This window comes from Marinimicrobium locisalis, assembly GCF_039822625.1.
In the GTDB taxonomy this organism is placed as follows: Bacteria; Pseudomonadota; Gammaproteobacteria; order Pseudomonadales; family Cellvibrionaceae; genus Marinimicrobium; species Marinimicrobium locisalis.
This window is the reverse complement of record NZ_JBDLLG010000034.1, coordinates 1-14,082: the sequence shown is the minus strand read 5'-3', so window position 1 is coordinate 14,082 and position 14,082 is coordinate 1. Positions and strand designations below refer to the sequence as shown.

The following is a 14,082-nucleotide window of genomic DNA, read 5'->3' as shown; positions in this document are numbered from 1 at the left end:
CAGGTACGGATTGAGAAGGTACGGATAATGAAACGCTATTTGTTGTACAGCTATTCGGTACTGCGCACCATGTGGATGGTTTTCCTGCACATGTTCCGCAAGCGCGAAACCCTGCAGTACCCCGAGGAAAAAGTCGACCTGCCGCCGCGCTATCGCGGTCGCATCGTACTCACCCGCGACCCCGACGGCGAAGAACGGTGCGTGGCCTGCAACCTCTGCGCGGTGGCCTGCCCGGTAGACTGCATCGCGCTGCAAAAAGGCGAGCAGGAGGATGGCCGCTGGTACCCGGAATTTTTCCAGATCAACTTTTCCCGTTGTATTTACTGTGGCATGTGCGAAGAAGCCTGCCCCACCTCGGCCATTCAGCTCACACCGGATTTCGAGATGAGCGAATACCGTCGCCAGGAACTCGTATACGAAAAAGAGGACCTGCTGATCAACGGCCCGGGTAAGGATCACGACTACCATTTTTACAAGGTCGCCGGCATGGCCATCGGCGGTAAGGACAAGGGCCAAGCGAAGAACGAAGACGAACCCGAAAGTGTGAAAACGCTGTTGCCCTAAACGTGAGGTGAATGACGCACTATGGAATTGGCTTTCTACGCAAGCGCTCTGGTTGCGCTATTGGCAAGCCTGGGCGTGGTGACCGGTACCAACCCGGTTCACGCGCTTTTGTATTTGATTGTGTCGCTGATTTCAGTGGCGCTGACCTTCTTCGCTCTGGGCGCGCCTTTCGCCGGGGCGCTGCAGGTCATTGTTTACGCCGGCGCGATCATGGTGCTGTTTGTGTTTGTGGTGATGATGCTCAACCTCGGGCGGGACGCCTCCGCCCAGGAACGTGCCTGGCTCAAACCCCGCACCTGGGCGGGCCCTTCGGTCATGGCCGCGGTCTTATTGCTGGTTCTGCTCGCCGCTCTCGTGCGCGGTGACGTCACCCAAGTCATTGGTGGTGGTGGCACAATTGAGGCGAAAGAAGTGGGCGGCCTATTGTTCGGCCCCTGGCTGCTTGTGGTGGAACTGGCGGCGATGCTGCTACTCGCCGCCCTGGTCACTGCTTCGCACCTGGGGCGCGAAGCCGAGACCGATCGGGCCCCGGGAGGTGAATCGTGAACGGTATTCCCATGGAGCATGGCCTGATGGTGGCCGCGGCGTTGTTCGCCATCGGCCTTGCCGGCCTGATGTTTCGACGCAACCTGATGTTTGTACTGATGAGCCTGGAAATCATGCTCAACGCCGCCGGGTTGGCATTTATTGTCGGCAGCACCGCCTGGGCCGAACCCGACGGCCAGGTGATGTACCTGATGGTGATTACCCTTGCGGCGGCTGAAGCCAGCGTGGCATTGGCGCTGGTTTTGCAAATTTATCGCCGCTTCAAGAGCCTTGACGTCGATGTCGTAAGCCAACTGCGTGGATGATGGAAATGACTGAGTCGCTGCTACCGTTGACTTTCCTGCTGCCCCTGGCCGGTACCCTACTGCTGGCGTTCAGCGCCGGCCGCCTGGGCGAGCGCAGCGTCGTCTGGGTGGGTACCGGCAGTATCGCCTTGGCAGCGCTGGTGACCGCGTCGCTCGGCGCCGCTTTTATTCTCGGCGAGCAGAGCCCGCAAACGGTGAACCTTTATACCTGGATTGCGGTGGGGGATTTTACCCCCGGTGTTTCACTCACCCTCGACGCCCTGTCGCTAACCATGCTGTCGGTTATCACCGGGGTGGGTTTTCTGATTCATTGGTTCGCCGGCTGGTACATGCGCGGCGAGGAAGGGATGACTCGCTTCTACACTTACATGAACCTGTTTGTGTTCAGCATGGTATTGCTGGTGCTGGCCGACAACCTGTTGTTACTGTTTCTCGGCTGGGAAGGCGTGGGCCTATGCAGTTATTTGCTGATTGGCTACTACTATCACAACGACTCCAACGGCGGTGCGGCCATGAAGGCGTTTATCGTCACCCGCATTGGCGATGTGTTTCTTGCCGTGGGCTTGTTTCTGTTATTCGCACAGTTCGGCACCTTGAATATCGCCGAGCTGCTGACACGCGCCAATGAAGCCTGGAGCGTTGGCGAACCGCTCGCGCAACTGACGGCACTGTTAATTCTGGGCGGCGCGCTGGGCAAGTCCGCGCAGCTGCCACTGCACACCTGGCTTGCCGATGCCATGGCCGGGCCGACACCGGTCTCCGCCCTGATTCACGCCGCCACCATGGTCACCGCCGGGGTCTATTTGATTGCGCGCCTGCACGGCATTTTCGAACTGGCCCCGGCAGTGCTCTACCTCGTCGGCGTGATCGGCGCGCTGACGCTGTTGATGGCCGGTTTCGCGGCCCTGGCGCAAACCGATATCAAGCGGGTACTGGCGTATTCCACCATGAGCCAGATCGGCTATATGTTTCTGGCCCTGGGCGTGGGCGCCTACAGTGCTGGCATTTTTCATCTGGTCACTCACGCGTTTTTCAAAGCGCTGTTGTTTCTCGCCGCCGGCGCGGTGATTGTCTGCTGCCACCACGAGCAGGATATTCGTCGCCTGGGTGGGCTGCGCCGCCGGTTGCCGCTGGCCTACCTTTCCTTTGTGGTGGGTGGCGCGGCACTGGCCGCCCTGCCCCTGGTCACCGCCGGCTTCTATTCCAAGGACGAGATTCTCTGGCAGGCCCTCGCCGCCGAGCAGCAAGGCCTGCTGGTGGCGGGTTTATTGGGCAGCCTACTCACCGGCCTTTACACCCTTCGCCTGATCGTCGGTATCTTTCATGGCAAGCCAAACAGCGAGGCCGCGAAAAAGGCCAAAGCGGGCCGTGGGCTGCAACACACTGTGCCACTTGTCGTCCTTGCAGTGCTCTCGACCTTGCTCGGTGCCTGGCTGCGGCCGGACCTGAGCGCGATATTTCCCGCTGCCCCCGGGGCGGATGCGCACTCCGGCCACACGGCGGTGCAGTTGATCGCCTCGGCCACCGCCATAGCCGGAATCCTGGTCGGCGCCTGGCTGTTTTTAACCCAGGGGCCGAAGCTGGCGCGGCTGGTGGCCGGGGGCGTGGGCGGTTTTTTCTGGCGGTGGTGGCACCGGGCCTTCGGCTTCGACGGATTGTATGACCGTGTGCTGGTACGGCCATTTTTAACCGTGGTGTGCGGCCTGCGGCGCGACTGGCTAGACGCTTTCTGTGGTTTAGCGGGGCAACTGGCGCTGGCACTGCACGCCGGCCTGAGCCGCAGCCAGAATGGGCAACTGCGGCACTATGCCGCCGCCACGGTGGTGGGCGCGACCCTGATACTGGCGGTACTGGTAATGCTGGGGTACGAATAAGATCGACCCGGACTTGATTTCAGGACTAAGGATTCATGACGACAGACTTTGCTAGACACCACAACGCGAACAGACGGGAGACGCTTCACTCATGATTCTCGCCGGCCTGATTCTGATTCCGTTTCTCGGCGGCCTGCTGTGCTGGCAGGGCGAGCGCTTTGGCGAGGCACCACGCTGGATCGCGCTGGCCACCATGGTGGCGGTGTTGATCACCGCGCTGGCGTTGTGGGCCGGCGCGGACTTCCAGCTCGCCGATCCGGGCGCCGCCGCTTGGCTGTGGGAACTGCGCCTGCCGTGGATTCCACGCTTCGGCATTGAGTTTCATCTGGCGCTGGACGGTTTGTCTCTGGTGCTGATTGCACTCACCGGTTTTCTCGGCATCCTGGCGGTACTCTGTTCCTGGAAGGAAGTGCAGGAAGGCATCGGCTTTTTTCACCTGAACTTGTTGTTTGTGCTCGGCGGTGTGGTCGGCGTTTTTCTCGCCGTGGATTTGTTTCTGTTTTTCGTATTCTGGGAAATGATGCTGGTGCCGATGTATTTCCTGATCGCGCTCTGGGGTCACAGCGAGCCGGGGGGCAAGACCAGCACCTATGCGGCGGTGAAATTTTTTATCTACACACAGGCCGGCGGCCTGCTGATGCTGGCGGCGATTCTGGCGTTGGTATTCGCGCACCAGGCCAACACCGGCGAGCTGACGTTCAGCTATGAGGCGCTGCTGGCCACGACGCTGTCGAATGAACTGGCCCTGGTGCTTATGCTGGGGTTCTTTATCGCCTTCGCGGTCAAGCTGCCGGTGGTGCCGCTTCACGGCTGGCTACCGGATGCCCACGCCCAAGCGCCCACCGCCGGCAGTGTGGACCTGGCCGGCATTCTGCTGAAAACCGGCGCCTATGGTCTGCTGCGTTTTGCCCTGCCCCTGTTCCCCGAAGCCTCGGCGCAGTTCGCGCCGGTGGCGATGGGCTTGGGTGTGCTGGGCATTTTTTATGGCGCCGTGCTCGCGTGCGGGCAAACAAACATCAAACGGCTGATCGCCTACACCAGTATTTCCCACATGGGGTTCGTCCTGATTGGCATCTATTCCGGTTCAACATTGGCGTTGCAGGGGGCACTGGTGCTAATGGTCGCCCACGGCCTGTCGGCGGCCGGGCTGTTCGTGCTCGGTGGCCAGCTGTACGAGCGCCTGCACACGCGCGATATGAGTCAGATGGGAGGCCTCTGGGGGCGGCTGGGCAGCCTGCCGGGCTTTTCCCTGGGCTTCGTGGCGGCCGCTTTGGGCATGCCCGGCACCGCCAATTTTGTGGGCGAATTTATGGTGCTGTTAGGCACTTTCCCCACGGCCCCTTGGATAGTGGTACTGGCCAGCGGTGGCCTGATCCTGTCCGCGATTTACGCCCTGACGCTAATGCAGAAAGTCTATTTCGGCCCCGCGCAAAAGTCAGCGCCGCTGCCGGGGCTGGACCCACGGGAATATTCGATGTTGCTGGGCACTTTTGCCCTGGTGCTGCTGTTTGGCCTTTTCCCGCAGCCGCTGCTCGATACCACCAGCACGGTGATGAGCGGGGTGCAGGGCCTGTTCGAAGCGCCGGTGGCAGAGGCGCCCCAAGGGGGCGGCACATCCGAAATGACCATTGACCGGGGAGGTTTGTAATGCCGGAGCAACTGTCACTGCTCGCTCTGGGACCTTTCGCGCTGGTGTGCGCGGCGGCGGTGGCCGTCATGCTGGGCATTGCCTGGCGGCGGATGCATGGGGTGTCTGCCGTGGTGACCGCGGTCGGCCTGGTCGGTGCTCTGGCGCTGGAACTGGCCCTGCAATCTCCCCGGACGCTGGAAACGCCGCTGCTGGTATTCGATGGCTTCACCACTTTTTCGGCACTCATGATTCTGGGGTCCGCCCTGGTGGTGGCGTTGCTCAGCCCCGCCTACCTTCGCGGCTATGCGGGGCCGCGGGAGGAGTTTTATCTGCTTTTACTGTGTGCGGCCGCCGGCGCCCTGATTCTGGTGGCAAGTCGGCACTTGGCGAGTTTGTTCTTCGGCCTGGAGCTGATGTCGATGCCACTCTACGGCATGCTGGCCTATCGCTTCCGCGACGGCCGTTCGCTTGAAGCCGGCATTAAGTACCTGGTCCTCTCCGCGGCTGGCAGCGCCTTTTTACTGTTCGGCATGGCGCTGCTCTACGCCGAGACCGGGGCATTGGCTTTCGCGGGCTTGGTGTCCGATGCCGGGCCCTGGGCGCTAGCTGGCGCGGGGCTGATGCTCGTGGGGCTGGGCTTCAAGCTCTCGGTGGTGCCCTTTCACCTTTGGACGCCGGATGTCTACCAGGGCGGACCAGTACCGGCAACGATGCTGCTCGCCACCGTCAGCAAATTTGCGGTGTTTATGGTGCTGCTGCGGTTGGTACTGGAAGTCCCGGCCTTTCGGGACGGGAGATTCTCTGTGCTACTCGCGGGCTTGGCGATTCTGACCATGGTGGTCGGGAACCTGCTGGCGCTGCGCCAGCCTGACCTCAAGCGGTTGCTGGGCTACTCTTCCATCGCCCATTTCGGTTACTTGCTGGTGGCGCTGGTGATCGGCAGCCGCTTTGCGGTGGAAGCCTCCGGGGTCTACCTGATCACCTACCTGGTGGCGACGCTGGCCGCCTTCGGCGTGGTCACCCGACTATCCAGCCCCTACGGGGAAGAAGAGGCCTCCGACCTTGCACACTACCGTGGCCTGTTTTGGCGCCGGCCCTGGCTGGCGGCCGCGCTTACCGTGGCGCTGCTGTCCCTGGCCGGGATTCCGTTTACCGCCGGCTTTATCGGTAAGTTCTACATTTTGGCGCTCGCCGTGGAAGTCGGCCGCTGGTGGCTGGTGGTGGCAATCATCGCTGGCAGTGCTATCGGCTTGTACTATTACCTTCGGGTAATGGTCGCGCTCTATCTTCGGGAAGGTGCAATCACCCATAAGGATAACGCCAGTAGCGGCGGGCGTGCGGGCGATGCCATCGTACTGGCGCTGGCGTTGCTGACGGTACTACTCGGCGTTTACCCGGCCCCCGCGATCGACTGGGTGGCCGGATTGCACTTCTAGCAACCGTTGGCGTTTCACGTCCCGGGGGGGCGGGTCGTACGTATCCCGGCCTTCCTTGGCCACTGGTTCAGCGCCTGTTTCCCGCTCTATGGAGTAAGCGGGTTTAGGCCGGCCTTAAATATAGGCGTTGGTGCGGTCGGTGTGGTCTGTGACGTCTTTAATGCCCTTGAGCTCGGGAAGCTTGTCCATCAGAGCGGTTTCCACCCCATTTTTCAGGGTAACTTCCACCGCGCCACAGCCCTGGCAGCCCCCGCCAAACCGCAGGATGGCGTAGTTGTCGTCGGTCAGCTCCACGAGGCTGACGTTGCCACCGTGGGAAGCCAGCCCCGGGTTCACTTCGTTGTAGAGGATGTAGTTCACCTTGTCTTCCAGGGGGCTGTCGTCGGTGATGGTGGGCATTTTGGCGTTAGGCGCCCGAATGGTGAGCTGCCCGCCCATGCGGTCTGGCGAGTAGTCGACGGTGGCGTCTTCCAGGTAGGGCAGGCTGCGCCCTTCAAAGTAGGCTTTGAAGCTTGTCAGTTCGACCACTTCGTCGTCTTCTTTTTCTTCGCCGGGGCGGCAATAGGCGATGCAGGTTTCAGCCTGGGGTGTGCCCGGGCTGGCGACGAACATGCGGATACCCACTCCCTCGCTGTCTTTCTGCTTGTCCAGAAGCTCTTTGAGGTATTGCTGAGCGGATTCGGTGATCTGTACGTTAACCATAAGCGGCGGTTGGAACTCCAGTACTGAGGTAGCTGTATACCTGATTGAATTACTCGGGTATTTTACGGGATATCGGCGTTGGAGACAAAGGGTTGCGGATTTGGAGGTTTCTTCGGGTCCGGTCTGGGGTGGGGTATGGCCTTTCAAGACACGCCGTAAACCCATCCCTGGGGGCTCGAATCGCGGGTCCCCCGCTCCACGGTCTTGAAAGGCCATACCCCACCCCAGACCTCAGTGCCAGTAACCACCTGGGTCGTTTTTGGCACTGAGAGCCGGGGTTGGGCATACCGGTTGTAGACTCTCTGAGGCATGGATGCCGATGAGAAGCCCCCAGGGACGGGTTTACGGCGGGTCTACAACCGGTATGCCCAACCCCGGCTCGGACGTCACGACAACCAACTTGGCCGAGAAGAGATCCCAAACCACCTAGAGCCTGCGGTCTGCCGCCATTTCTGCTAAAATCCACGCCCTTTCGAATGATGTCAACGCCCACAGAATAGGTAGCCCATGACCCTCGACCAAAACCGTCAAACCCGCCTGGACACCCTCCACCGCCTAGTGCGCGAGCGTATTCTGATCCTGGACGGCGGCATGGGCACCATGATCCAAAACCTCAAACTGAGCGAGGCGGAATACCGCGGCAAGCGCTTTGCGGACTACCACAGAGACGTCGCGGGCAACAACGACCTGCTGGCCATCTCCCAGCCCGAAATGCTCAAAGACATCTACAAAGGCTACCTGGACGCCGGCGCCGACATCATCGAAACCAACACCTTCAACTCCACCCGCGTCTCCATGGCGGACTACGAAATGGAAGACCTGGTGCCGGAACTCAACCGGGCCGCCGCCCGCGTGGCGCGGGAAATCGCCGACGACTACACCCTCGACAACCCCGACAAACCGCGCTTCGTGGCCGGGGTGCTTGGGCCCACCAGTCGTACCTGCTCCATCTCCCCCGACGTGAATGACCCCGGGGCGCGCAACATTACTTTTGACGAACTGGTGGAAAACTACCTTGAGGCTCTGGATGGACTGGTACGCGGCGGCTCCGACCTGATTTTGGTGGAAACGGTGTTCGACACCCTCAACGCCAAAGCGGCCGTGTTCGCCGTGCAGGAATACTTTGAGAAGAACGACGTTGAGCTGCCGCTCATGATTTCCGGCACCATTACCGACGCCTCCGGCCGGACCCTTTCGGGGCAGACCACCGAAGCCTTTTACAACTCCCTGGCCCACGCCAACTCCTTCTCCATGGGCCTGAACTGCGCCCTGGGGGCCGAAGAGTTGCGCCCCTACGTGCAGGAAATGTCGCGCGTGGCCGATTGCTGGGTTTCCGCCCACCCCAACGCCGGCCTCCCCAATGAGTTTGGCGAGTACGACCAGTCTCCGGAGGAGATGGTGGCGGTGGTCGAAGAGTTCGCCGCCAGCGGCCTGGTGAACATTATCGGCGGTTGCTGCGGCACCGCGCCGGAGCATATCAAAGCCATTGCCGATGCCGTCGCCAAGCACGCGCCCCGCCAGAAGCCCGAGATTGAGCCGGCGTGCCGTCTGTCCGGCCTGGAGCCGTTCAACATTACCAAGGATTCCCTGTTCGTGAACGTGGGTGAGCGTTGTAATGTGACCGGTTCCGCCCGGTTCAAGCGGCTGATTATTGAGGAGGATTACACCACCGCGCTGGAAGTCGCGCTGGAGCAAGTGGAAGGCGGCGCCCAGATCGTCGACGTTAATATGGACGAGGCCATGCTCGATTCCGAGAAGGCCATGGTCCGCTTCCTTAACCTGATCGCTGGCGAGCCGGATATTGCGCGCGTGCCGGTTATGGTGGACTCTTCCAAGTGGACGGTGATCGAAGCCGGCCTGAAGTGCATTCAGGGCAAGCCCATCGTTAACTCCATCAGCATGAAGGAAGGCGAGGAGGAGTTTATCGAGCGCGCCCGGCTGTGCCGCCGTTACGGCGCCGCCGTAGTGGTGATGGCCTTCGACGAAGACGGGCAGGCCGACACAGCCGCGCGCAAAAAAGAAATTTGCGAACGCTCCTACCGCCTACTGGTGGACAAGGTGGGCTTCCCGCCTCAGGACATCATTTTTGACCCCAACATTTTCGCCATCGCCACCGGTATTGAAGAGCACAACAACTACGCGGTGGACTTTATCGAAGCCACCCGCTGGATTCGGGACAACCTGCCTCACGCCGGCGTGAGCGGCGGGGTTTCCAACGTGTCCTTCTCCTTCCGGGGTAATAACCCGGTACGCGAAGCGATTCACTCGGTGTTTCTCTACCACGCCATCCGCGCCGGGCTGAACATGGGCATCGTCAACGCCAGCCAGCTGGCTGTCTACGACGACCTGCCCGCCGAGCTGAAAGAAAAAGTCGAAGACGTGGTGCTCAACCGCAACGACAACGGCACTGAAGCACTGCTGGATATCGCCGAGAAGTACAAAGGCGACGGCAGCACCGGTGAGACAAAAGAAGACCTTGAATGGCGCAGCTGGCCGGTAGACAAGCGCATCGAGCACTCGCTGGTCAAAGGCATCACCGCCTTCATTATCGAAGACACTGAAGAGGCGCGGCAGAACGCCAACAAGCCTCTCGAAGTGATTGAAGGCCCGCTGATGGACGGCATGAACGTGGTGGGCGACCTGTTCGGTGCCGGCAAAATGTTCCTGCCCCAGGTGGTCAAATCCGCACGGGTGATGAAACAATCCGTGGCTTACCTGCAGCCTTACATTGAGGCGGAGAAAACCGAAGCCAGCAAGCCCAACGGCAAGATTCTGATGGCCACGGTGAAGGGCGACGTTCACGATATCGGCAAAAATATCGTAGGCGTGGTGTTGCAGTGCAACAACTATGAGGTGGTCGACCTGGGCGTAATGGTCCCGACGGAGAAAATTCTGAAAGTCGCCCAAGAAGAAAAGTGCGATATTATCGGCCTCTCGGGTCTTATCACCCCGTCCCTGGATGAAATGGTCAACGTCGCCCGGGAGATGCAGCGCCAGGGCATTGATAAGCCCCTGATGATTGGCGGCGCAACGACCTCGAAAGCGCACACCGCCGTCAAGATCGACCCCGCCTTTAACCTGAACCAGGTGGTCTACGTGGCGGATGCCTCCCGCGCCGTGGGCGTAGCCGGGCATTTGCTCTCGGATACCAGCCGGGAGAAGTTTGTCGGTGACCTACAAACCGAGTATGAGAAGGTGCGCGTACGCAACGCCAACCGCAAACCCCGCGGCACCCTGCGTACCTACCCGCAAGCGATTGAGAATGCGCCCAAGATGGGCTGGGAGGAATACACCCCACCAGTTCCCGCTTTCACCGGGTTGAAAGTGTTTGATGATTACCCGCTGGAGGACTTGCTGGACACGTTTGACTGGACGCCGTTCTTTATGTCCTGGGACCTTGTGGGCAAGTACCCGAAGATTCTCGACGATGATGTTGTGGGGGAAGCAGCCCGCAATCTATTTGATGACGCCCAGAAGATGCTGCGCAAGCTGATTGATGAGAAGCGCGTGAAAGCCCGGGGCGTTATCGGCTTCTGGCCGGCGAACACCGCACAGCATGACGATATTGAGCTGTATGACGAGCAGGGTAATGTGTTCGAAACCCTACATCATATTCGCCAGCAGAATCAGAAGCCGGGCAACGACCCCGCCAACTATTCACTGGCCGATTTTGTGGCACCGAAGGACAGTGGCAAGCAGGACTACGTGGGCGGCTTCGCGGTTACCGCTGGCATTGGTGCCGAGGAACTGGCCAAGGAGTATGAAAACGCCGGGGATGATTACAACAGCATTATGGTCAAGGCTCTGACGGACCGTTTGGCGGAGGCATTTGCGGAGCATATGCATCGCCGGGTTCGCAAGGAGTTCTGGGGCTATGAACCGGATGAACAACTGTCGAACGAGGAGTTGATTCGCGAGAAGTATACGGGCATCCGTCCTGCTCCCGGTTACCCGGCCTGCCCGGATCATACGGAGAAGGCAACGCTTTTCCGGGTGCTGGAGGCGGAGAAGAATACGGGCCTCGAGTTGACGGACAGTTTTGCAATGTATCCAACTGCTGCGGTTTCAGGTTGGTATTTCGCGCATCCGAAGTCGAAGTATTTTAATGTCGGCAAGATTCAGAAGGATCAGGTGGAGAGTTTGGCCAAGCGGAAGGATATGAGCCTGGTCGAGATGGAACGTTGGTTGAGCCCCATCTTGGGGTATGAGCCCGGGACTGATTAACCTTCGCATGGCATACCCGCTTTCCTAGGATTATCTCACCTCCGGTCCTGAAGCAGGTGTACGGGTACCAGACACGCCGTGAATACTTGACGTGAAGGGATTCACTAATGCCGCGAGGGCATGGATGCCATAGAGCAGCCCCTGTAGGCTTCTCATCGGCGTCCATGCCTCGGCTTGGGCTTCCATCACCCTAACACCTACATCCATGTAGGCGTCAGAGAGTCTACAAACAGTACACTGCCCGGACGCCCTCAGTGCCACACAATAAAAAATAGGTTTTTGCTCGGGCGCAACGATGCCCGACAGGGGCTTTCACCGTGCAAGAGTGATCCATGCTTCGCTTGTCACACCAACGCCCGCGTAAAACACGCGAGGGACGAGCGTTGCATTTGGCGCGTTAGAACTGGTGACATAATTTTCCTAGCAGCCATCCACCCATAGGAATTACTGCAAATCTGAATAGTGCGGATACTGTCGCAGCCAGAGCAACCCAGCCAATTACCGTATCATTACGCTCAAAGAAGTTTTGAACTTTAAACTCAATTGATTTAGTGCCCGACTTCCAGCCATCTCCGTTATAGTAGGTAAAACAAAACTCAAGGAAGTAGATACCTGGCCTAATATTTTTAGGCGTTGTTAAATAATACTTAACTGGAGCGTCATCTTGTTTCGTTTCTGTCAGGACTTGCGGTGGGTGGCCATCACCTGTATCTACAAATAGTGTGCTTTCATCCCACCCCTCTTGTTGGAGGCCCACCAAACCGAGAGTAATTCCGGTACTGGTAAACCTATCCTTGATTCCACCAAAGACGATTAAATCTGGCTCTTTCTCTTTTATGCTATGAAGCACATACGATTGCTCTTTGTCAAACACATCATCTGATGGATAGAAGACAGCCTTAGCACTTTTTATCTCTCCATAGCCAGTAAAATATTGCTCTACCTCAACTGCATCTCCGGGAGAAATTACTGATTTTTTTATACGCAAAGCTTGCTCATATGAGCCATGCCTTTCTGCGAATTTTCCACTTCTAGGCTTCTCCTTTGACATCATTGCTCCAAAATATTTCTAACAGCGTTATTAGACGAAAATTTTAAGTATTTCACATTTGGAACCTATTATATTATGCTCTATTGGGCCCGTCACTTCTGGCTTAGAATGTATCGATATAAAAACGGCGTGAAGCACCACCATCCCAGAAGCGAGTAAGCCAGCTCGATTTGAGTCGGTTTCCGCATGTCTCAGCAAGTATGTGTCCATATATTTCATGCTCCAACGTGGCATTCAGAGGCTCGTTCGCTGCAATGCAGTGTTAGGTCTAGCTGCAAGACTTTCAATCATAGCGACTGCGTTTTCTACGCCATTCTCCTCGCGGAGCTTTGCTCCAAGCCTTTCAGCTTGGCCAATGATAACCTCGCTGGTGGTCACTTCCTTAATAGCTGCTTTAAGTTTCTCAACCGTCAATTTTTTTAATGGGATGGGAACGGCAGCGGCCCTTAAGGCATGGACTTGATACCCCCAAAACGGTTGGTCCCCGAAAAATGGTACCACAACGGAGGGCTTACCCGCGCGTAATACAGCGCCAGTTGTCCCGGCGCCACCATGGTGAACCACGGCACTCACGCAGGGGAATAGCCACGCATGGGGCACTTGATCTATTTTGAGAATAGTCTCCGGCAACATTTCAGCTTTCAGCCCGCCCCACCCGGTCGCCAGAATACCTCGCAACCCCGCTTTCTGCAGTGCTTCAACTATGACACTTGCCAAACGCTCAGGGTCACGAGCTTTCATTGAACCAAAGCCAACATATACAGGCGGTGGGCCTGCGGCTAAGAAAGCTTCAAGTTCTGGCGGAGGGATATAGTTATGAGCATCATCGGTATGCCAATAACCACAAATACGAGCGGTTGATGGCCAATCAGCTGGTCGCGGGAGTACTAACCCACTGAACCCGTGCAAAACCGGAATAGGCGTGCCATCAGCGTTACATAACAGGTTAAATTCTTTAATTTTTGGCAAGTCGTTCTTTTTTCGCCATGCACGTACGTATTTCGCCACCGACCACCCAATCAGTTGATTAACAAAGCTGTACGAAAATCTATTATACCATCCGCCCAGCTTAAGACGAGGCAGCATCATGTTTGGGTATTCAGCAGTAGGCACCAGCCCGGGCACCACCAACGCCATTACGACGGGTATGCCTAGCTTTTCAGCAATATCAGGTGCTATAAATGCCTTTGGGTGAAAGACAATTATGGTTGGCCGAGATTGTTGTGCAGCGGTCCAGCTTTCCTCAACTAAAGCCCGCTGGATAGGACCAATTTGCTTTATCAGACCCAGCGTATGCCTTATTACCTGAAATATGTTGCTAGTATCTTCCAGCATGCCCTGTCCTTCAGGCGTTTCAAGCAACGCCAGCATGCCATCGTTCATAAACGCATATTGCAGCCCTACTGCTTCAATGGCGTCTCTGAATCGCCAGCTGGTTGCCACCGTTACGCAGTGCCCCGCTCGCTTTAAACCTTGCCCCAATGCAATATACGGCTGCACATCGCCCCGGGTTCCGTAGGTTAGAAGGAGTATGTTCATCGTGGTGGCCTAACAGTGTTGTTAGACGGGCGTGGAGCACCACCCGACTGACGCAAGATTTCACCCTTCTTGAACTGACGCCCAGAGAAACGGTATGGAGCAAATGACACCATACCGCTTCAGAGGTGATAGTCACCCAATCAAATTCGTAACTATTCAGCTCAATTTTTGAAAAAACACTTGACAGGGTTTTTCCGAGAAATTCTGAAAT

The 14,082-nt window shown here is 57.9% G+C and carries 11 protein-coding genes; 7 read left to right on the top strand and 4 right to left on the bottom strand.

What is annotated here, in order from left to right:
• Positions 1-27 precede the first annotated feature (27 nt).
• The 6 genes from nuoI (at position 28) to nuoN (ending at position 6,355) form a co-directional block, all read left to right on the top strand.
• Positions 28-564, top strand: a complete 537-nt coding sequence (nuoI, locus tag AAE514_RS17390) for an NADH-quinone oxidoreductase subunit NuoI (protein ID WP_347332835.1) — start codon at positions 28-30, stop codon at positions 562-564.
• Between the two features lie 21 nt (positions 565-585).
• Positions 586-1,110 (top strand): NADH-quinone oxidoreductase subunit J, encoded by a 525-nt coding sequence (gene nuoJ, locus AAE514_RS17385; protein WP_347332834.1) that lies wholly within the window; start codon positions 586-588, stop codon positions 1,108-1,110.
• On the top strand, positions 1,107-1,415 hold the full coding sequence (nuoK, locus tag AAE514_RS17380; protein WP_347332833.1) for an NADH-quinone oxidoreductase subunit NuoK: 309 nt from the start codon (positions 1,107-1,109) through the stop codon (positions 1,413-1,415). The genes nuoJ and nuoK overlap by 4 nt, the downstream gene beginning before the upstream one ends.
• A 5-nt stretch (positions 1,416-1,420) precedes the next feature.
• Positions 1,421-3,289, top strand: a complete 1,869-nt coding sequence (nuoL, locus tag AAE514_RS17375) for an NADH-quinone oxidoreductase subunit L (protein WP_347332832.1) — start codon at positions 1,421-1,423, stop codon at positions 3,287-3,289.
• A 91-nt stretch (positions 3,290-3,380) separates the two neighbouring features.
• Positions 3,381-4,937, top strand: coding sequence for an NADH-quinone oxidoreductase subunit M (nuoM, locus tag AAE514_RS17370; protein WP_347332831.1), 1,557 nt, complete (start codon positions 3,381-3,383; stop codon positions 4,935-4,937).
• A complete protein-coding gene (gene nuoN / locus AAE514_RS17365; protein WP_347332830.1) occupies positions 4,937-6,355 on the top strand; it encodes an NADH-quinone oxidoreductase subunit NuoN in 1,419 nt (472 codons plus the stop codon). The genes nuoM and nuoN overlap by 1 nt, the downstream gene beginning before the upstream one ends.
• Positions 6,356-6,469: 114 nt before the next feature.
• Here the strand turns inward: nuoN and nfuA are convergent, their stop codons facing one another.
• Positions 6,470-7,057 (bottom strand): Fe-S biogenesis protein NfuA, encoded by a 588-nt coding sequence (nfuA, locus tag AAE514_RS17360; protein ID WP_347332829.1) that lies wholly within the window; start codon positions 7,055-7,057, stop codon positions 6,470-6,472.
• Between the two features lie 507 nt (positions 7,058-7,564).
• Between nfuA and metH the strand changes: the two genes are divergently transcribed.
• Positions 7,565-11,281 (top strand): methionine synthase, encoded by a 3,717-nt coding sequence (metH, locus tag AAE514_RS17355; RefSeq protein WP_347332828.1) that lies wholly within the window; start codon positions 7,565-7,567, stop codon positions 11,279-11,281.
• 397 nt (positions 11,282-11,678) lie between these two features.
• On the opposite strand, the gene AAE514_RS17350 is transcribed toward metH, so the two are convergent.
• The 3 genes from AAE514_RS17350 to AAE514_RS17340 form a co-directional block, all read right to left on the bottom strand.
• Complete coding sequence (locus AAE514_RS17350) at positions 11,679-12,332, bottom strand: DUF8164 family protein (RefSeq protein ID WP_347332827.1); 654 nt, start codon at positions 12,330-12,332, stop codon at positions 11,679-11,681.
• Positions 12,333-12,566: 234 nt separating this feature from the next.
• Entirely contained in the window at positions 12,567-13,832 is a 1,266-nt protein-coding gene (locus AAE514_RS17345; protein WP_347332826.1) for a glycosyltransferase, read from the bottom strand.
• Positions 13,741-14,082 (bottom strand): hypothetical protein (locus AAE514_RS17340; RefSeq protein ID WP_347332853.1); only part of this gene is annotated, 342 nt, incomplete at its 5' end. The genes AAE514_RS17340 and AAE514_RS17345, both read right to left, overlap by 92 nt.

What these genes read in the sequence shown, in the direction of transcription:
- nuoI (WP_347332835.1), top strand. Translation starts at nt 28, where the DNA reads ATGAAACGCTATTTGTTGTACAGCTATTCGGTACTGCGCACCATGTGG.
- nuoJ (WP_347332834.1), top strand. Translation starts at nt 586, where the DNA reads ATGGAATTGGCTTTCTACGCAAGCGCTCTGGTTGCGCTATTGGCAAGC.
- nuoL (WP_347332832.1), top strand. Translation starts at nt 1,421, where the DNA reads ATGACTGAGTCGCTGCTACCGTTGACTTTCCTGCTGCCCCTGGCCGGT.
- nuoM (WP_347332831.1), top strand. Translation starts at nt 3,381, where the DNA reads ATGATTCTCGCCGGCCTGATTCTGATTCCGTTTCTCGGCGGCCTGCTG.
- nuoN (WP_347332830.1), top strand. Translation starts at nt 4,937, where the DNA reads ATGCCGGAGCAACTGTCACTGCTCGCTCTGGGACCTTTCGCGCTGGTG.
- nfuA (WP_347332829.1), bottom strand. Translation starts at nt 7,057, where the DNA reads ATGGTTAACGTACAGATCACCGAATCCGCTCAGCAATACCTCAAAGAG.
- metH (WP_347332828.1), top strand. Translation starts at nt 7,565, where the DNA reads ATGACCCTCGACCAAAACCGTCAAACCCGCCTGGACACCCTCCACCGC.
- AAE514_RS17350 (WP_347332827.1), bottom strand. Translation starts at nt 12,332, where the DNA reads ATGTCAAAGGAGAAGCCTAGAAGTGGAAAATTCGCAGAAAGGCATGGC.